Source organism: Thalassospiraceae bacterium LMO-SO8 (assembly GCA_031655335.1).
Taxonomy (GTDB): domain Bacteria; phylum Pseudomonadota; class Alphaproteobacteria; order Rhodospirillales; family Casp-alpha2; genus UBA1479.
On record CP134226.1, the window covers coordinates 1,036,176 to 1,054,714 of the forward strand.

Consider the following 18,539-nt stretch of genomic DNA (forward strand, 5'->3'; position numbering starts at 1 on the left):
GATTCCAGTCGTCATGCGGGGACGCGCCCGGCGCGAATGCGCCGCCGCCATGGTAGAAATTCGATTTTCCCTCAAGGCACCCTTAGTGGGCACTCGGCATGAATTGGCGCGGATACTAGCAGCCGACCCTGACAGCAAGTTGACTGGTATGAAAATCGGCCAAATACCGAAAAGCCCCCGGGTGGGGAACCCGGGGGCCTTAAGCGGAGTGACCTCATCGGTCGTTGGGGTGAGGCCCGGCGGCTGGGGGGAAGGTTGGGGAGTTGGGGAGTGGCCGCCGGGCCTCTTTCTGCGGGGTATTAGGGCAAACGTAATGGGAAAGGCTCAGCCAAAAGCGGCAGAGGCAATGACGGCGGTCGCGACCGTGATGCCGATGACTATGCCGGTCACGGTCAGTGATGTCGCTTTTGCTGAAGCGTGAATGCGCTGCATCGTCGCACCTCCTTCTTGAGGTTTGCAGGCATGGCAACTTCTCTTGCCATAGCCTCCTGCACTTAAAGTCAAGTCGTCCCAAGGCCAACATTAGGGAGGAGTCATTAACGATTTCTGAATCAAACTTAATTTTCTTTAAGCCTAAAAACGCCTAGTCTGGCGCCCAACGAAACGCAAAAACGTCCAAGAAACGAGACCCAAGGGAGTTCAGAAATGCAGACCCGCGCCGCCGTCGCCCTCGAGGCCGGCTCCCCCCTGTCCATCGAAACCGTCGAACTGGACGGCCCCAAGGAGGGCGAGTGCCTGGTCGAAATCAAGGCCACCGGCATCTGCCACACGGACGAATTCACCCTGTCCGGCGCCGACCCCGAAGGCATCTTTCCGGCCATTCTGGGCCATGAGGGTGCGGGCGTGGTGGTCGATGTCGGCCCCGGCGTCACGTCCCTGAAGAAGGGCGATCACGTCATCCCGCTGTACACACCCGAATGCCGGCAGTGCGAATACTGCCTGAACCCCAAGACCAACCTGTGTCAGGCGATCCGCGCGACCCAGGGCCAGGGCCTGATGCCCGACGGCACCTCGCGGTTCAAGCTGAACGGCAAGGACGTGTTCCATTACATGGGGACCTCGACCTTTTCCAACTTCACCGTGGTGCCGGAAATCGCGCTGGCGAAAATCCGCGAGGACGCGCCCTTCGACAAGGTCTGCTACATCGGCTGCGGCGTGACCACGGGCATCGGCGCGGTCATCAACACGGCCCAGGTCGAGCCGGGATCGAACGTCGTGGTGTTCGGGCTCGGCGGCATCGGGTTGAACGTGCTGCAAGGCGCCAGACTGGTGGGCGCCGACATGATCGTCGGCGTCGATCTGAACCCGGCGCGCGAAGACCTGGCCCGCAAGTTCGGCATGACCCATTTCGTCAATCCCAAGGACCACGGCGACGATCTGGTGGCGCATCTGGTCGAACTGACCAAGGGCGGGGCCGACTATTCGTTCGAGTGCATCGGCAACACCACCGTCATGCGCCAGGCCCTGGAATGCTGCCACAAGGGCTGGGGCGAAAGCATCATCATCGGCGTCGCCGGCGCCGGGCAGGAAATCTCGACCCGGCCGTTCCAACTGGTCACCGGGCGGTCGTGGCGGGGCACCGCCTTCGGCGGGGCGCGCGGGCGCACGGACGTTCCGAAAATCGTCGACTGGTACATGGACGGCAAGATCAACATCGACGACCTGATCACCCACGTCATGCCGCTGGAAGACATCAACAAGGGCTTCGACCTCATGCACGAAGGCAAGAGCATCCGAAGCGTCGTCACTTTTTGACGCGCCACCTGATCGCGGCCGGCTGTCTGGCCGGCTGTCTCGCCGTCGGCCTGATGGCGGGCCCGGCCGCCGATGCGGATGCCGGCGCCACGGCCGAGGGGCCGAAGCAGCTTGCCTATGGCCTGCATTTCATGAAGGCCAAGGATTACCCTCGCGCCATCGTGCATTTGACGGAGGCGATCCAGGCGCACGCGCTGGAACCCGAGCGGCTGTCCGATGCCTATTACTTCCGCGGACGCGCCCTGGTCCGGACCCAGCGCCCTGACCTCGCCCTCGCCGATTTCACGCAGGCGGTCGCCTTTTGGCCGAAAAACGTCAAGGCGCTGCGCGTGCGCTGCCGTGCCTTGACCCTGAAAGGCGAGCTGCCCGATGCCCTGGCCGACTGCGACCGGGCGGTCGAACTCGCGCCCGAGGACTGGCGCGGCTGGTTCACCCGCGGCCTGCTGCGTGAGGCGCGCAGCGAACGCAATCTGGCACTGATCGATTTCACGGCGTCGCAGGCCCGCATGCCCAAGGGGCTTGAAACCTTTCCCACCATCGCCCGCCAGTTGAAGGCCTACGGTCTTCTGACGGACGGCACGGACACCAAGGACGGCGCGCCGCCCCTGCCGGTCTGGCAGGAGGAATGATCGCCGACCGCCGGGCGAAACCACCCGCCAACGGCGTCAATCCATGGCTTTCCTTGCGTCCCGGATTCCGCTACACCGCTGGCAATCGATTCCCCGACCAATCCGACGAACGGAAGAAACCGAAAATGGACGCGCTCTACTTCGAGGATTTCATGCCCGGCCGCAGGTTTCGGACCCGCGGCATGACCCTGACCGAGGCCCAGATCATGGAATTCGCCTGGCAGTGGGATCCCCAGCCTTTCCATATCGACGCCGAGGCCGCCCGCGCGAGCCAGTTCGGCGGCATCATCGGCTCCGGCTTTCAGACCCTGCTGGTCGCCTTCCGCCTGTGGTTCCAGGAGAACATCATGAACGAATGTTCCATGGGCTCGCCGGGGCTGGATGAAATCCGCTGGCTGTTGCCGGTGCGCCCGGGCGACACGCTGCATGTCGAGGCCGAGGTGATGGAATCCCGCGCCTCCGATTCGAAACCCGACCGCGGCTACACCAAGATCAAATACGCCGTCGTCACCCAAACGGGTGACACGGTGATGACCTATGTCGCCAACCACATCTTCGCCCGCCACCCGGCCGGTGACGATCGGCGCATCTGATGTTTCCCTTGCACCGACACGGCGTTTGAATTTTTCCCCACAGCAAGCCATCATCCGGACCATGGAAAAGATATCTGAAAACAAGTCCTTCGGCGGGTTGCAAACGGTCTGGGAACACCGGTCCGACATCTGCGCCTGTCCCATGCGGTTCGCGGTCTACACGCCGCCGGCCGTGATCGAGGGCACCGCGGCGGGCCCCGTGCCCGTGTTGTGGTGGTTGTCGGGCCTGACCTGCACGGAAGAGAACTTCACGGTCAAATCCGGATTCCAGAAGCACGCCGCCGAACACGGCCTGATGGTCGTCGCCCCCGACACCAGCCCGCGCGGCACCGACCTGCCCGGCGAGCATGACGATTACGACTTCGGATCCGGCGCCGGGTTCTACGTGAACGCCACCCGCGATCCGTGGTCCCGGCACTACAACATGTACAGCTACATCACCGAGGAACTGCCCGACGTGGTGTTCAACGGCATCGGCGGCGGCAACCGCGACCGCCAGGGTATTTTCGGCCATTCCATGGGCGGCCACGGGGCGCTGGTCATGGCACTGCGCGAACGGCGGACCTATACGTCGCTGTCGGCCTTCGCGCCGATCGTGGCGCCGGCCAGCGTGCCCTGGGGCGAGAAGGCCTTTTCCGGCTATCTGGGCGACGACAAGGAGCGGTGGCAGGAATACGACGCGACCGAACTGGTCAAATCCGGCCATTTCTTCGCCGGCGACATCCTGATCGACCAGGGCACCGACGATCCGTTCCTGGACGTCCAGTTGAAGCCGCGGTTGTTCGCCGACGCCTGCGCCGCCGTGGACCAGCCCTGCACGCTGCGCCTGCAGGACGGCTACGACCATTCCTACTTCTTCATCGCGACCTTCATGGCCGACCACATCGCTCATCACGCCAAGGCGTTGAACAAATAGCCACCCGCCCGGCGCGGCAGGTCGCCGGACCCGAATTCAGAAAAGAAGAAGGCCGGCCCAAAGGGACCGGCCCGAGTTTCAGGGAGGAGGGAAGCCGGTAGACCGGACGGTGGGCCCGGTCACGGGCCATGGCTTCTCGTGGACGGTACGGAGATTTTCTCTCGGCACCTAAGCTGTTGTCCCAGCAGCGAAATCCACAAGCGCCACAATCAAAAATTATCATTCTTGTATACAAAAACAAGATGACCTTAAGTCATATGACCATAGGTCATAGGCCGGCATCGGCGCGAAACACCGCTTTGTCTCGGCGGCGGCGGCGGAATTCGGTCTGAAAGCAGGGATTTCCCGGAAGAATTGGAGCGGGTGAAGGGAATCGAACCCTCGTCACTTGCTTGGGAAGCAAAAGCTCTACCATTGAGCTACACCCGCATCCGGCCACGCGGCCATTGCGTATTGATGCTAGGCGAAGTCTATAGGTCATTGCCTTGTTGGACGCAAGCGGGCCCGAACGCCTTCGATTCAAGGCCGCACACACGGCGCGCTCACAAAAATGTTTGTGGCCGGGAGCACAGCGGTTCGGTTACAGCTTTTCATTGCCTATGTTTGAAAAACCGTCCCGGACCCACGTCCGCCGGACCATTGCGGCCCCCGAGGCCGTCAGGAAAATCACCATGATTCAGGCGATGCTGGCCGAACGGCCGGCCCTTGATGCGAAGAAGTTCCAGAACCCGACGGTCACGGCCAAGGGCGAGGCCCGCGCCGCCGTGGCGCTTGCCGGCCTGCGTACGCTGTGGATCAATACGGGATCGCTCTGCAACATCGAATGCGACGGCTGCTACATCGAAAGCGGGCCGAAGAACGACCGTCTCGCCTATATCGCCCGGGACGAGGCCGCGGCCTTCCTGGACGAAATCGCGCGGGACGGCCTGGGCACCCGGGAAATCGGCTTCACCGGCGGCGAGCCCTTCATGAACAAGGACACGGCCGCCATGGCCGGGGACGCCCTGGCGCGGGGTTTTCGCGTGCTAATCCTGACCAACGCCATGGCGCCCTTGTGGCAGAAGCGGGCGGCGGTCGCCGATCTTGCCCGGCGCCACGGCAAGGCGTTGGCGCTGCGCGTGTCCATCGACCATTTCACAAAGGACGGCCACGAGGCGGTCCGGGGGGCGAACAGCTGGGCCCCCATGATGCGCGGCCTGAAATGGCTGGCCGGCCTGGACGTCACCCTGTCCGTCGCCGCCCGCCAGCCGGTCGGCGAGACGGAAGCCGAAACCCGCGCGGGCTTTGCGGGCCTGTTCGCCGCCGAGGGCATCGCGCTTGACGCCGGATCGCCCCGCGACCTGGTCGTCTTTCCCGACATGGACGCGGCCCGCGACGTGCCGGAAATCACCACCGCCTGCTGGAACATCCTGGGCGTCGACCCGGACAGCATGATGTGCGCCACGGCGCGCATGGTGGTGAAGCGCAAGGGCGCGGCGGCGCCGGTCGTCCTGCCCTGCACTCTGCTGCCCTATGACCATCGGTTCGAGATGGGCCCGACCCTGGCCGGCGCCGGCGGCCCCGTGCATCTGAACCATCCCCATTGCGCCACCTTCTGCGTGCTCGGCGGCGCCAACTGTTCCGGAGGCGACTAAACCCATGGCCGCGACCCAACGTCCCGTCCTCGACCTCGGCCGTCTCGACGGCCCGGTCCTGCTGTTCGGCGGACCCTATTCCAACCTGCAATCGACCCGGGCGCTGCGCGCCGAGGCCGGCCGCCTCGGCATTCCCGCCGGCCGGACGATCTGCACCGGCGACGTGGTCGCCTATTGCGGCGACCCGGACGGGACCCTCGACGAGATCATCGATTGGGGCTGCCATGTCGCCATGGGCAACTGCGAGGAAGCGCTCGGCGAAGGCGGCGACGACTGCCGCTGTGGCTTCGAAAAGGGATCGCAATGCGACCTTTTGTCCGTGCGCTGGTTCGCCCATGCCAGCAGCCGCGTGACGCCCGCCCACAAGGCCTGGATGGCCGGCCTGCCGCATCCCATCACGTTCGAGATGGGGGGGGCGAAATTCGCCGTGGTGCACGGCCATTCGCGGGACATTTCCGAATGGGTGTTCGCCTCGACCCCGGAAGGGGAAAAGCGCGTGGCGCTCGACGATCTGGGCGTCGACGGGGTGATCGCCGGCCATTCCGGCCTGCCGTTCACCGATGTGCTGTCCGACGGGCGCCTGTGGCACAACCCGGGCGTCATCGGCGTGCCCGCCAACGACGGCACGCCCCGGGTCTGGTATTCCGTGCTGGCCCCCGCCCCGGGCGGGATCACCATCCGCCATCTGGCGTTGGATTACGATTTCGAGGGGGCGCGGACCCGCATGGCCGCCGAGGCCCTGCCCGACGCCTATCGCCAGGCGCTGAAGGACGGCCTATGGCCCAACCTGGACGTTCTGCCGACGGCGGAAGCCGCCCTGACCGGACAGGCGCTGGCCTTTGAGCCGGTCACCTGGACCTTGCCGGAGCCGCGCGTCGGCAAGGTCGCCTGACGGCAGGTTCGCTTACTTGTAGCGGATTTCGCAGATTTCGTAGGCTTTGGAGCCGCCGGGGGCGGCGACCTCGACCGCATCCTCGGCCGACTTGCCGATCAAGGCCCGGGCCAGGGGCGAGGTCACGGAAATCTTGCCCTTTTCCAGGTCGGCCTCGTGCTGCCCGACGATACGGTAGGTGACTTCCTTGCCCGTGTCCTCGTCGGCAAGCACCACCCAGGCGCCGAACCGCACCGTGTCGCCGGCCATGGCCGACGTGTCGATGACCTCGGCCAGGCTGATGGCGGCCTCCAGCTCGGCGATGCGGCCTTCGATGAAGCCCTGCTTGTCGCGCGCGGCGTCGTATTCGGCGTTTTCCGACAGGTCGCCATGGGCCCGCGCCTCGGCGATCGCCTGGATGACCGCCGGGCGGTCCACGGACTTCAGGCGCTTGAGTTCGTCTTCCAGGGCCTGAAGGCCCTCGCGCGTCATCGGAAGTTTGTCCATCTCACCGCTCTCCTGCGCCGATCCGGGCGCGTCAAAACACAAAATCATGGTGTCGGCCCTTATCGGTAAGGGCCCGTCTATCACCGGATCATGCTGGATTGGTCTAGTACGTCTTAGAAAAATAATCTTGAAGCGGCGCCACTTCAAGCGTCCCGTGGGCCATCGCCTCCATCGCCGCGACCGCGGCGGCGGCGGCGGTCAGGGTGGTGTAGTGGGGCACCCCGTGTTCCAGGGCCGCGCGGCGGATCGACCGCGAGTCCTCGATCGCCTGGGCACCCTCGGTCGTGTTGATGACCAGATGGATGTCGCCGTTGACGATGGCGTCCTCGCAATGGGGCCTGCCTTCGAGAACCTTGTTGATGCGCGCCACGTCCAGGCCCTGATCGGCCAGAAAGCGCTGCGTGCCGCCCGTGGCCACCAGGCTGAAACCGATCTCCGCAAGCCGCCGGGCCAGCGCCGCCATGCCGGTCTTGTCCCGGTCCTTGACCGAGATGAACACCGTGCCCGAGGTGGGCAGGCTCATGCCCGCGGCCAGCTGCGATTTGGCGAAGGCACGGGGGAAGTCGCGGTCCAGGCCCATGACCTCGCCCGTCGATTTCATTTCCGGGCCCAGCACCGTATCGACGCCGGGGAAGCGCGAGAACGGGAACACCGCCTCCTTCACCGCGACATGGCCGCCGACGGCGCGCGAGGTCAGGTCCATGTCCTTCAGCTTTTCGCCGCACATCAGGCGGGTCGCGATCTTGGCCACCGGGATGCCCGTCGCCTTGGCGACGAAGGGCACGGTGCGCGACGCCCGGGGGTTGACCTCCAGGATATAGATGTCGCCGTCCTTGACCGCGAACTGCACGTTCATCAGGCCGACCACGTGCAGGCCCTTGGCCAGGGCGTGGGACTGGCGTTCCAGTTCGGCGATGATGTCGGGGCCGAGCGAGAATGGCGGCAGCGAACAGGCGCTGTCGCCGGAATGGATGCCCGCTTCCTCGATGTGCTGCATGATGCCGGCGACGAACACGTCGGTGCCGTCGGCCAGCGCGTCCACATCGACCTCGATGGCGTCTTGCAGGTAGCTGTCCAACAGGACCGGGCTGTCCCCCGACACCTTGACGGCGTCGGTCATGTAGCGGCGCAGGGCCGTCAGGTCGTGGACGATCTCCATGGCGCGGCCGCCCAGCACGTAGGACGGCCGGATGACCAGCGGATAGCCGATGCGTTCGGCCACGGCTTCGGCCTCGGCCTGAGACCGCGCCAGGCCGTTGGCCGGCTGGCGCAGGTTGAGGTCGGTCAGCAGTTTCTGGAACCGCTCGCGGTCCTCGGCCAGATCGATGGCGTCGGGCGAGGTGCCGAGAATGGGAATGCCGGCGCTTTCCAGCGCCAGGGACAGCTTCAAGGGCGTCTGCCCACCGAGCTGCACGATGACGCCACGGAAATCGCCCTTGGACTGCTCGCCCCGGATCAGCTCGATCACGTCCTCGGCGGTCAGGGGTTCGAAGAACAGGCGGTCGGAGGTGTCGTAATCGGTCGAGACCGTTTCCGGGTTGCAGTTGACCATGATGGCCTCATACCCGGTTTCCTTGAGCGCATAGGCGGCATGGACGCAGCAGTAATCGAATTCGATGCCCTGGCCGATGCGGTTGGGCCCGCCGCCCAGGATCGCGACCTTTTTGCGGTTGGTCGGCTCGGCCTCGTTCTCCGGCGGGCGCGATCCGTCGCCTTCGTAGGTCGAATACATGTAGGACGTCTTGGCCGGAAATTCGGCGGCGCAGGTATCGACCCGCTTGTAGACCGGGGTGACGCCCAGGGCGCGGCGGGCTTCCGACGCGCCCTGGGCGGTCGTCTCCGTCAATTCCGCCAGGCGCGCGTCGCAGAAGCCCATTTTTTTCAATTCAAGCCAGCCGGCGGCGTCCGTCGGCAGGCCTGCCTGCTTGACCCGCGCCTCGACATCGACGATGGCCTTCAACTGGTCGAGGAACCAGGGATCGTATTTGGTGATGGCGGCGGCCTCGTCCACGGGCATGCCCTGGCGCAGGGCCTCGGCGATGGCCAGGATGCGGTCCGGCGTGGGGCGCGAAATGGCGGCGCGCAGGACGTCGCGGTTGGCCTCGAACCCGGCGTCCGGGTCCAGGCCCTCGATCTCCACGTCGTTCAGGCCCGTCAGGCCCGTTTCCATGGAACGCAGGCCCTTTTGCAGGCTTTCGGCGAAACAGCGGCCGATGGCCATGGCCTCGCCCACGGATTTCATGGCCGTGGTCAGGGTCGGCTCCGCACCCGGGAATTTCTCGAAGGTGAAGCGCGGGATCTTGGTGACCACGTAGTCGATGGTCGGCTCGAAGCTGGCGGGCGTGACGCCGGTGATATCGTTGTCCAGCTCGTCAAGCGTATAGCCGACGGCCAGCTTGGCCGCGATCTTGGCGATGGGAAAGCCCGTCGCCTTGGACGCCAGCGCCGAGGACCGCGACACGCGCGGATTCATTTCGATGACCACCAGACGGCCGTTTTCCGGGTTAACGGCGAACTGTACGTTGGACCCGCCCGTATCGACCCCGATCTCGCGCAGCACCGCGATCGAGGCGTTGCGCATGATCTGGTATTCCTTGTCCGTCAGGGTCAGCGCCGGCGCCACGGTGATGCTGTCGCCCGTATGCACGCCCATGGGATCGATGTTTTCGATGGAACAGATGATGATGCAGTTGTCGGCGCTGTCGCGCACGACCTCCATCTCGTATTCCTTCCAGCCCAGAACACTTTCCTCGACCAGGACTTCGGTGACCGGGCTGGCGGCCAGGCCGCCGGCGACGATCTTCTCGAACTCGGGCCGGGTATAGGCGATGCCGCCGCCGATGCCGCCCATGGTGAAGGACGGGCGGATAATGGCGGGCAGACCCGTTTTCTCCAGCGCCGCAAGGGCTTCGGCCATGGAATTGACGACCGTCGATTTCGGGCTTTCCAGGCCGATCTTGTCCATGGCGTCGCGGAACTTCTGGCGGTCCTCGGCCTTGGCGATGACCTCGGCGTCGGCGCCGATCATCTCGACCCCGTATTTCTCCAGCACGCCGTTCTCGAACAGCGCGATGCCCGTGTTCAGGCCCGTCTGCCCGCCCATGGTCGGCAGCAGCGCGTCGGGCCGTTCCTTGGCGATGATCTTCTCGACCATTTCGGGCGTGATGGGCTCGATATAGGTCGCATCGGCCATGCTCGGGTCGGTCATGATGGTGGCCGGGTTCGAGTTGACCAGGATGACCCGGTAGCCTTCCTCGCGCAGCGCCTTGCAGGCCTGGGCGCCGGAATAATCGAACTCACAGGCCTGGCCGATGACGATGGGTCCGGCGCCGATGATGAGGATGGAGGAGATGTCTGTTCTTTTGGGCATTAGTCTTGTCGCCTCACAGGAAAGGCGCTCGGGGATGGTGGGGTTGGCCGAGCGCCGCTCTTTCAATTCAAATTTGTCATACAATCAAAGCGATAATTGCTACGATGAGCCCGCCAATCGCAGCAATCTGAGCTAACGGTTCCAAAATCTCTTTAACTTTCCCCCATTTCGGAACCGGTGCATTCGCCAACTTTTCCGCTGCCTCTAGCTGCGCAGATGCTTGGCTTTGATCTGCATTGCTCAAACCAGCATTAGGCAATTCAGCAATCGCTAGCTTTATGAGGTTGCGAATTTCCTCTTCTTTCTCAGGCTCAAGCTCGCCTACGTAATCAGGTTCATTCCAAACGTTGTCTCGATTGGTAACTGTCCTATCTGATGCCGGAACTGAACTAATCGGAAAGTAGATGCTGCGAAGTCTTTCAGCTTCTTCGAGCCCTTGACCAGTCAACTGGCAATCTAAACCTCGATCTTCACCGCCCCCCAGAGAAAAAGCTTCAGAAACATAACCATAGTCTCTGAAAGAGATCGCGGCTTTCCTTACCCAGCCTTTGCGGAAATCTAAACCAGCCTCTTCAGCAATTTCGGCAGGCTCATAATAATTCGAACCGAATTTCTCTTCGTATTCAGCAATTGCAATTAGCAACCTATCTTTAAACTCGCTATACCCGCCACGCTCTGTGTGTAGGTCTGATGGAGAAGAGTCCGCTTTCCCGGATCCAACATCTTTGTCCAACGCCTCGATGAAGTTTTTCGTGAATTGCCATTCACCACCATGCTCATCTGTAACAGCGCTTATCTGACTCAACATATTTCGAGCGTACAATTCATCGAGGATAGTTTGTGCATATCCATAGCCGATAGAGTCGGCTATCACCTGTTTGAGTTCTGATCCTGAAAACGAATCGACCTCAACTTCTAATTCCGAAACATATATGTCGATGGCATTTATCGCCGTATCGATCATTGCTTCGAATCTACTCACTACTACCCCTCCATTAGCTTCACGAACCGCTTGAAAAGGTAATGGCTGTCCTGCGGCCCCGGCGAGGCTTCCGGGTGGTACTGCACGGAGAACACGGGCTTGCCGTCGACGCGGATGCCTTCGAGGGCCCCGTCGAACAGGGAACGGTGGGTTTCGATCACGCCCTGGGGCAGGCTGTCCCGTTCGACCACGAAGCCGTGGTTCTGGCTGGTGATTTCGACCTTGCCGGTCTCCAAATCCTTCACCGGCTGGTTGGCGCCGCGGTGACCCAGGTGCATCTTCGACGTCTTGGCGCCCAGCGCCAGGGCCAGGATCTGATGGCCCAGGCAGATGCCGAACACGGGCAGGCCGGTCGCCATGACTTCCTGGACCATGGCGACGGCGTATTCGCCGGTGGCCGCCGGATCGCCCGGACCGTTGCTAAGAAAAAGCCCATCGGGACGATGGGCCAGGATCTCTTCGGCGGTGGCCGTTGCCGGCACCACGGTGACCTTGCAGCCCTCTGCCGCGAGGCAGCGCAGGATATTCTGTTTGGCCCCGAAATCGACGGCGACGACGTGATGCTTGGGGGCCGTCTGGGTGCCGTAGCCTTGGCCCAGCGTCCACATCGTGGTGTCCCAGGAATAGGTCTGGGCACAGGACACGTCCTTGGCCAGGTCCAGACCTTCAAGCCCGGGAAAGCCCTGGGCAATGGCAACGAGGGCCGGAATGTCGAGGGGGCCGTCGTCTTTATAGGCGACGACACCGTTGGGTGCCCCGCCGTCGCGGATCAGCCGGGTCAGGCGCCGGGTATCGACCCCGGTGACCGCCGTCAGGTTATGGGATTTCAGCCAGGCGTCCAGATGCTGGGCCGCGCGCCAGCTGGCCGGATCGGTGATGTCGACGCGCATGACCGCCCCCCGGGCCGCCGGGGTGATGGTTTCCATGTCTTCCGGATTGGCGCCGACGTTGCCGATGTGCGGGAAGGTGAAGGTGATGACCTGACCGGCATAGGACGGATCGGTGAGGATTTCCTGATAGCCGGTGATCGAGGTGTTGAAACAGACCTCGCCCACGGAGGCGCCGGGAGCCCCCGCGCCGCGGCCCCAGAAAACTTCGCCGGACGCCAGCACCAGGGCCGCGTTTGCGTTCGGCGGTTGGGCGGCCACGGTCGTGGTCGCGGGCTTGGAGGCTTCGGACATATGACTTTTTCGGGCTGGGGTTGGACCAAGGCGCCCGGGCCGCGCCGACGGCGACGACCCTGCATGCGTTGGAAACAAGCTTCTACGCGTGTCCCGGCATCAGGTCAAGACTCGTTTCAGAAAAAATATCCTTATATTTCAACAAATTAAAGAATCGGAACGCGTTTGCCTTGGGGGGCGATTTGAGCTAGGGTCCGCATCTTCCGCCACAACCGGGACACACCCATGCTACGCGAGCAGATTTCGGCTGCGCTGAAGACCTCCATCAAGTCCAAGGAAGCCTGCGCCACGGCGACGCTGCGGCTGATTAGTGCTGCCATCAAGGACCGGGACATCGCCGCCCGGGACAAAGGCAACCAGGAGGGTATTTCCGACGAGGAAATCCTGGGCCTGCTGCAATCCATGATCAAGCAGCGCGTCGAAAGCGCCGACATCTATGAAAAAGGCGGGCGCCAGGAACTGGCCGACCGCGAGCGCGAGGAAATCACCGTCATCGAGGGCTTTCTGCCGGCCCAGATGTCGCCGGACGAGGTCGTCGAGGCCGTCGAGGGCGCGATCAAGGAAACCGGCGCCGATTGCATCAAGGACATGGGCAAATGCATGGCCGCCTTGAAGCAAAAGTACGCCGGCCGCATGGACTTTTCCAAGGCCAGCGCCCTGGTCAAGGACAAGCTCTGCTAGTCCAGCCCTGCCCGGTCGATTCGCCCGGCCTTTCATCAGCGATATCCACACAAATCCGTTGTGGATGACTTGAGAATCACGGGGATAACCCCCGTGACTCCACTGCTGCGCCCGTACCCTTATTATGGGTATGGTCGCAGGTTCCAATCCTGCCCTTAAACCAAAGACAGGCGGCCCATCGCAGATGGCGATTCCCCCGGAATTCCTGGAAGAACTGAAGGCGCGGCTGCCCGCGACGGAGGTCGTGGGACGGCGGGTCAAGCTCATCCGCTCGGGCCGCGACACCAAGGGCTGCTGCCCCTTCCATAAGGAAAAGACGCCGAGCTTCCACGTCTACGACGACCATTACCACTGCTTCGGCTGCGGCGCGCACGGATCGGTCATCGATTTCGTGATGGAAAGCGAGGGCCTGGAATTCCGCGAGGCGGTTCAGCGCTTGGCCGGCGAGGCCGGGCTGCCCATGCCCGAGGAAACGCCGGAAGACCGCGAGCGCCGGGCCCGCAACCGTACCCTGGCCGAGGTCGTGGAAATGGCGGCGGCGTTCTTCGAGAAATGCCTGCGCATGCCCGAAGGCCGCCCGGCCCTGGATTATCTGCGCGGGCGCGGCCTGACGGACGAGACGATCCGCCGGTTCCGCTTGGGTTTCTCCCCCGACGGGCGCGGCAAGCTGAAATCCATGCTGGCGGCGGAAGGCGTCGAAGAGGGCCTGATGATCGCGGCCGGGCTGCTGGTTCAGCCCGAGGATGCGGGGCGCGAACCCTACGACCGGTTCCGCGGCCGCGTCATGTTCCCGATCACCGACCGCCAGGGCCAGGTCATCGCCTTCGGCGCGCGGCTTCTGGCCGGTGACGGGCCGAAATACCTGAATTCCCCGGAAACGCCCCTGTTCCACAAGGGCCGCAACCTGTACGGCCTCGCGCAAGCAAAAGACGCCATCCGCGCCGCCGGCACGGTCATCGTCTGCGAAGGCTATACGGACGTCATCGCCCTGGCCCAGGCCGGGATCGGGCAGGCGGTGGCGCCCTTGGGCACGGCATTGACGGAAGACCAGATCGCCCTGCTGTGGCGATTGGCGCCGGAGCCGGTGTTGTGCTTCGACGGCGACGCGGCCGGCCAGCGCGCCGCCGCGCGGGCGGCGGAGCGGGCATTGCCGCTGCTCAAGGCCGGGTTCGGCCTGCGCTTCGCCCTGCTGCCGCCGGGCGAGGATCCGGACAGTCTGGTCCAGGGCCAGGGCCGCCAGGCCTTCGACACGCTGTTGGCCGGCGCCACGGCCCTGTCCGAGCTGATCTGGCGGGTTGAATCCGGTGGCCGCCTGCCGCCGACGCCGGAGGGCCGGGCGGATCTGAACAAGCGCCTGGACCAGCGCATCCGCGACATCCCCGACCCCACCGTGCGGCGTTATTTCCAGGATTTCTTCAAAACCCGCCTATGGCCCGACGGGCCCGGCCGGCAGGGCGGGCGCGGCGGCCAACGGCAGGGGCGCGGGTTCGGCAAGGGGAAATGGAGCGCCAACGCCTGGGTCGGGCCGTCTGAGCGCCTGCGCGCCGACACCGCCGACACCCGGCCGGTGGAGAGTGCCCGCCTGCGCTGGGCCATCCTTTTGGCCACCGCGATCAACCATCCGGAACTGCTGGCCGAGGTCGAGGAAGAACTGGGCCAGGTCGCCATCAATGACCAGAACCTTGACAATCTGCGTCAGGCGATATTAATCACCCACGCGGGTGGTTTACCCCTTGACACCGAAGGGCTTGTAAACCACTTGTCAGAGCAGGGTTATTCCCAGGCGCTGAGCCAGCTATTAAGTGCGCGAACCTACGACCACGCTAGATTCGCCCGACCCAATGCGGGACATGCAGAGGCCAGACAGGGTTGGGAAGCGACCATTAGCCACTTGCGCGGAGAGGACCTGGAGTCCGAGCTCCAAGCAGCCCAGGATGCTGTCCGGCGCGACCCGTCGGAGGCAAACATGAACTGGGTTGTTCGGGTTCGGCGGATGATGGACGAAAGCGAACAACCGGAAGCGGCCTTCGACTAGGCGGCGGCCGAACGGCAAGTGGTTAAACCAGCAGGCAGTTTGACGAGACGCGTTTTATCAGACTGGGACATGGCATCGGGACCCCATTGAGGTTTGAGACGGACCGGACGCCTAAGGGCGGCAAGGACCGGAAGGGGCGGGGTTCCCCGGACAACGGATTTAGAGGTCGAGCGTGGCAAAAGCACAAGCGAAAGATCAAGAAGGCGGCGACACCCAGGAAGAAGGCGGCGACAGCCCCCTTCTCGATACCCTGGGCGCGGCCGTCAAGAAGATGGTCGCCAAGGGCAAGGAACGCGGGTACGTCACCTATGACGACCTGAACGGCGCCCTGCCCCCGGAAAAAGTGTCTTCGGAACAGATCGAAGACACCATGGCGATGTTGTCCGAAATGGGCATCAACGTGGTCGAAAACGAAGAGACCGACGACACCCCGGCCGAGACCGACGGCGACGGCGACGACGAGGAAAAGACCACCTCGACCGCCGGCAACGTCGACGAGAACGACCTGGGCCGCACGGACGACCCGGTGCGCATGTACCTGCGCGAAATGGGCTCGGTCGAGTTGCTGTCGCGCGAGGGCGAAATCGCCATCGCCAAGCGCATCGAGGCCGGCCGCGAGATGATGATCGGCGGCCTGATGGAAAGCCCGCTGACCATCAAGGCCATCACCCTGTGGCATGACGCGCTGGTCGCCGAGGACATGCTGCTGCGCGACATCATCGACCTGGAAGCCACCCACGGTGGCGGCCCGGGCCAGCCGGGCGCCGTTCCCGCCAACACCAACGGCGGCGATAGCGACGACGACGGCGGCGACGGTGACGGCGACGCGGCCCCCGCGGAAAACGCCAAGGAAGGCGCCGCCGAGACCGCCAAGGACAAGGACGCCAAGAAGGCTGCCCCGTCGGACGACGACGCGGACGAAACCTCAAGCGAGGACGGCGAAAGCAAGAGCAGCAGCGACGACGATGATGACGACGAGGACGACGGCGAAAACAACCTGTCCCTTGCCGCCCTCGAAGCCAAGCTGAAGCCCGAGGTCATCGAGACCTTCGAGAACATCGCCAAGACCTACAAGAAGCTTCACCGGGTACAGATGCAGCGCCTCGAGGCCCTGACCTCGGGCGAGCAGCCCAAGCCGAGCCAGGAAAAGCGGTTCCAGAAGCTGCGCAAGGAACTGATCGAGTGGATGGAGGACGTCCACCTCAACAACAACCGGGTCGAACAGCTTCTCGACCAGCTTTACGGCCTCAACCGCCGGCTGGTCGGGCTGGAGGGCAAGATCCTGCGTCTCGCCACCACGGCGCGCATCAACCGCGACGAATTCCTGGAAGCCTACCAGGGGCACGAGCTTGATCCGGGCTGGCTGAAGCGGGTCGAAAAGCTGCCCGCCAAGGGCTGGCAGCGGTTCGCCTCCCGCAACAAGGACGACATCGAGGACATGCGCGCCCAGGTCGCCGAGGTGTCCCAGACGGCCGGCCTGCCGATCCTGGAATTCCGCCGCATCGTCTCGACGGTCCAGAAGGGCGAGCGCGAGGCCGCCAAGGCCAAGAAGGAAATGATCGAGGCCAACCTGCGGCTCGTCATCTCCATCGCCAAGAAGTACACCAACCGCGGCTTGCAGTTCCTCGACCTGATCCAGGAAGGCAACATCGGCCTGATGAAGGCGGTCGACAAATTCGAATACCGCCGCGGCTACAAGTTCTCGACCTACGCGACCTGGTGGATCCGGCAGGCCATCACCCGGTCCATCGCCGACCAGGCGCGCACCATCCGCATCCCCGTGCACATGATCGAGACGATCAACAAACTGGTCCGCACCTCGCGCCAGATGCTGCACGAGATCGGCCGCGAACCGACGCCGGAAGAACTGGCCGGGCGGCTTTCCATGCCGCTGGAAAAGGTGCGCAAGGTGCTGAAGATCGCGAAGGAGCCGATCTCGCTCGAAACGCCGATCGGCGACGAGGAAGACAGCCACCTCGGCGACTTCATCGAGGACAAGAACGCGGTGCAGCCGCTCGACGCCGCCATTCAGGGCAACCTGCGCGAAACCACCACGCGGGTGCTGGCCAGCCTCACGGCCCGCGAGGAGCGCGTGCTGCGCATGCGCTTCGGCATCGGCATGAACACGGACCACACGCTCGAGGAAGTCGGCCAGCAGTTCTCGGTCACCCGCGAGCGAATACGCCAGATCGAAGCCAAGGCGCTCAGGAAGCTGAAACATCCGTCCCGGTCGCGGAAACTCAGAAGCTTCCTGGACTACTAAACGCCAGGCGAAACGGACCAAACGACAGGCCGGGAGCACCATCGCTTCCGGCCTTTTCCGTTCCACAGGGGGGACGGAGGAAAAACCGAATAAAGGGCCAGTAGCTCAACTGGTTAGAGCCGACGGCTCATAACCGTCTGGTTGCAGGTTCGAGTCCTGCCTGGCCCACCACTCCCAAGCCTCTGATATTCCAGCCACCCTCCCCGCGCCAAAACGCACAAATCTGTGCACCTCGACCGCTCGCGTCTGACCAGAAGCGGAGATTCATCGGTTCTCATTGGCGAGGCGTACCAAGTAATCAATGATCAGGCGCCGTTCCGTAGCGTCCTTGAGGAAGTGGCGGAACAGTTTTTCGTCGAACGCCTTTCGGGTGGTTTCGAGATTCTCGACGCTACGGAAGCTCGTGGCCAAGCGGCCTGCACTATGACAGCGGCCACATTTTATGCTGAACAATATTTCGCCGGCATTTTCATCGGCAGCAGCAAAGGACGGCAGAAAATTACCAGCGATCATAATCACGCCAATAATAGAAATATGGGAACGTAGAAAGGTCATGGTTCAATAACGGCGGGCGGCACGATAATCCCAAATGGAAACCTTGCCGTCGCCGTCGGTATCGGCGGCTTTATGTTGTTCTTCCCCCGACTTCAGGAACTCCAGTTTTTGGATAATACCGTCGCCATTCGTATCCATGCTTTTGAAGCGGGCCCGCTTCCGCTCGTCCATTTCCGCCCGGCGGGGGCCGAGGCCGGGTCCATGGGGGCCGCCGCCAAACCGCACAGCGAGGTATTCATCAAGGGTCAGAGTGTCGTCATCGTTGGCGTCAATAATTGCGAACGTCTCTTCGTGACGGACCGCCGCCTCGTCAGCGCTGATCATGCCATCGCCGTCCAAATCAACGAGTTGGAATTGGATCACCCGGTCCTTGCCGGCGGCGGCGGCGCCCTGCTGGGTAAAAGCCGACACGCCCCCTCCTGCAATGCCGGAAATACCGACAGCAGCCGCGAAAGCTGCAATTCCTGCAAGATTAATCGAAAGCTTCATTTAATCGTCCGACAACCAACCTATAAAGCGACCACAGCCTGAATAGAGAACATTTTAAACAAAATCTTACCTCGGGGA

Annotated in this window: 15 protein-coding genes and 2 tRNA genes; 10 read left to right on the forward strand and 7 right to left on the reverse strand. The window is 63.4% G+C overall.

Annotated features, from left to right (window positions below):
- The first annotated feature begins 645 nt into the window (after positions 1 to 645).
- From RJ527_05060 to fghA, 4 genes are all read left to right on the forward strand, one after another.
- Positions 646 to 1,755, forward strand: coding sequence for an S-(hydroxymethyl)glutathione dehydrogenase/class III alcohol dehydrogenase (locus RJ527_05060; GenBank protein WND77116.1), 1,110 nt, complete (start codon positions 646 to 648; stop codon positions 1,753 to 1,755).
- The gene (locus RJ527_05065; protein ID WND77117.1) at positions 1,752 to 2,384 is read left to right on the forward strand and encodes a tetratricopeptide repeat protein; all 633 of its coding nucleotides are present in this window, start codon (positions 1,752 to 1,754) and stop codon (positions 2,382 to 2,384) included. The genes RJ527_05060 and RJ527_05065 overlap by 4 nt, the downstream gene beginning before the upstream one ends.
- Positions 2,385 to 2,509: 125 nt before the next feature.
- Entirely contained in the window at positions 2,510 to 2,977 is a 468-nt protein-coding gene (locus RJ527_05070; protein WND77118.1) for a MaoC family dehydratase, read from the forward strand.
- Between the two features lie 61 nt (positions 2,978 to 3,038).
- Positions 3,039 to 3,893 carry an S-formylglutathione hydrolase gene (gene fghA, locus RJ527_05075; GenBank protein ID WND77119.1) on the forward strand — a complete coding sequence of 285 codons (855 nt, stop codon included), beginning with the start codon at positions 3,039 to 3,041 and terminating at the stop codon, positions 3,891 to 3,893.
- Between the two features lie 355 nt (positions 3,894 to 4,248).
- On the opposite strand, the gene RJ527_05080 is transcribed toward fghA, so the two are convergent.
- Positions 4,249 to 4,322, reverse strand: a tRNA-Gly gene (locus RJ527_05080).
- A 242-nt stretch (positions 4,323 to 4,564) separates the two neighbouring features.
- Here RJ527_05080 and RJ527_05085 point away from each other — a divergent pair.
- Both RJ527_05085 and RJ527_05090 read left to right on the forward strand, forming a co-directional pair.
- Positions 4,565 to 5,527: a radical SAM protein gene (locus RJ527_05085; GenBank protein ID WND77120.1), complete on the forward strand. Its 963-nt coding sequence runs from the start codon at positions 4,565 to 4,567 to the stop codon at positions 5,525 to 5,527.
- A gap of 4 nt (positions 5,528 to 5,531) precedes the next feature.
- Positions 5,532 to 6,419 (forward strand): hypothetical protein, encoded by an 888-nt coding sequence (locus tag RJ527_05090; GenBank protein WND77121.1) that lies wholly within the window; start codon positions 5,532 to 5,534, stop codon positions 6,417 to 6,419.
- A 12-nt stretch (positions 6,420 to 6,431) separates the two neighbouring features.
- Here RJ527_05090 and greA read toward each other — a convergent pair whose 3' ends face one another.
- The 4 genes from greA to carA form a co-directional block, all read right to left on the reverse strand.
- Positions 6,432 to 6,905 (reverse strand): transcription elongation factor GreA, encoded by a 474-nt coding sequence (greA, locus tag RJ527_05095; GenBank protein ID WND77122.1) that lies wholly within the window; start codon positions 6,903 to 6,905, stop codon positions 6,432 to 6,434.
- 103 nt (positions 6,906 to 7,008) lie between these two features.
- On the reverse strand, positions 7,009 to 10,275 hold the full coding sequence (gene carB, locus RJ527_05100; protein WND77123.1) for a carbamoyl-phosphate synthase large subunit: 3,267 nt from the start codon (positions 10,273 to 10,275) through the stop codon (positions 7,009 to 7,011).
- 76 nt (positions 10,276 to 10,351) lie between these two features.
- Complete coding sequence (locus tag RJ527_05105) at positions 10,352 to 11,257, reverse strand: hypothetical protein (protein WND77124.1); 906 nt, start codon at positions 11,255 to 11,257, stop codon at positions 10,352 to 10,354.
- A gap of 2 nt (positions 11,258 to 11,259) precedes the next feature.
- Positions 11,260 to 12,438, reverse strand: a complete 1,179-nt coding sequence (gene carA, locus RJ527_05110) for a glutamine-hydrolyzing carbamoyl-phosphate synthase small subunit (protein WND77125.1) — start codon at positions 12,436 to 12,438, stop codon at positions 11,260 to 11,262.
- Positions 12,439 to 12,663: 225 nt separating this feature from the next.
- Between carA and RJ527_05115 the strand changes: the two genes are divergently transcribed.
- The 4 genes from RJ527_05115 to RJ527_05130 all read left to right on the forward strand — a co-directional run bounded on the left by RJ527_05115 (position 12,664) and on the right by RJ527_05130 (position 17,588).
- Entirely contained in the window at positions 12,664 to 13,119 is a 456-nt protein-coding gene (locus tag RJ527_05115; GenBank protein ID WND77126.1) for a GatB/YqeY domain-containing protein, read from the forward strand.
- A gap of 184 nt (positions 13,120 to 13,303) precedes the next feature.
- A complete protein-coding gene (gene dnaG, locus RJ527_05120; GenBank protein ID WND77127.1) occupies positions 13,304 to 15,154 on the forward strand; it encodes a DNA primase in 1,851 nt (616 codons plus the stop codon).
- A gap of 172 nt (positions 15,155 to 15,326) precedes the next feature.
- The gene (rpoD, locus tag RJ527_05125; protein WND77128.1) at positions 15,327 to 17,417 is read left to right on the forward strand and encodes an RNA polymerase sigma factor RpoD; all 2,091 of its coding nucleotides are present in this window, start codon (positions 15,327 to 15,329) and stop codon (positions 17,415 to 17,417) included.
- Positions 17,418 to 17,511: 94 nt separating this feature from the next.
- Positions 17,512 to 17,588: transfer RNA gene (locus RJ527_05130), tRNA-Ile, on the forward strand.
- Positions 17,589 to 17,681: 93 nt separating this feature from the next.
- Here RJ527_05130 and RJ527_05135 read toward each other — a convergent pair.
- A complete protein-coding gene (locus RJ527_05135; GenBank protein ID WND77129.1) occupies positions 17,682 to 17,972 on the reverse strand; it encodes a hypothetical protein in 291 nt (96 codons plus the stop codon).
- 3 nt (positions 17,973 to 17,975) lie between these two features.
- Entirely contained in the window at positions 17,976 to 18,461 is a 486-nt protein-coding gene (locus RJ527_05140) for a hypothetical protein (protein ID WND77130.1), read from the reverse strand.
- Positions 18,462 to 18,539 lie beyond the last annotated feature (78 nt).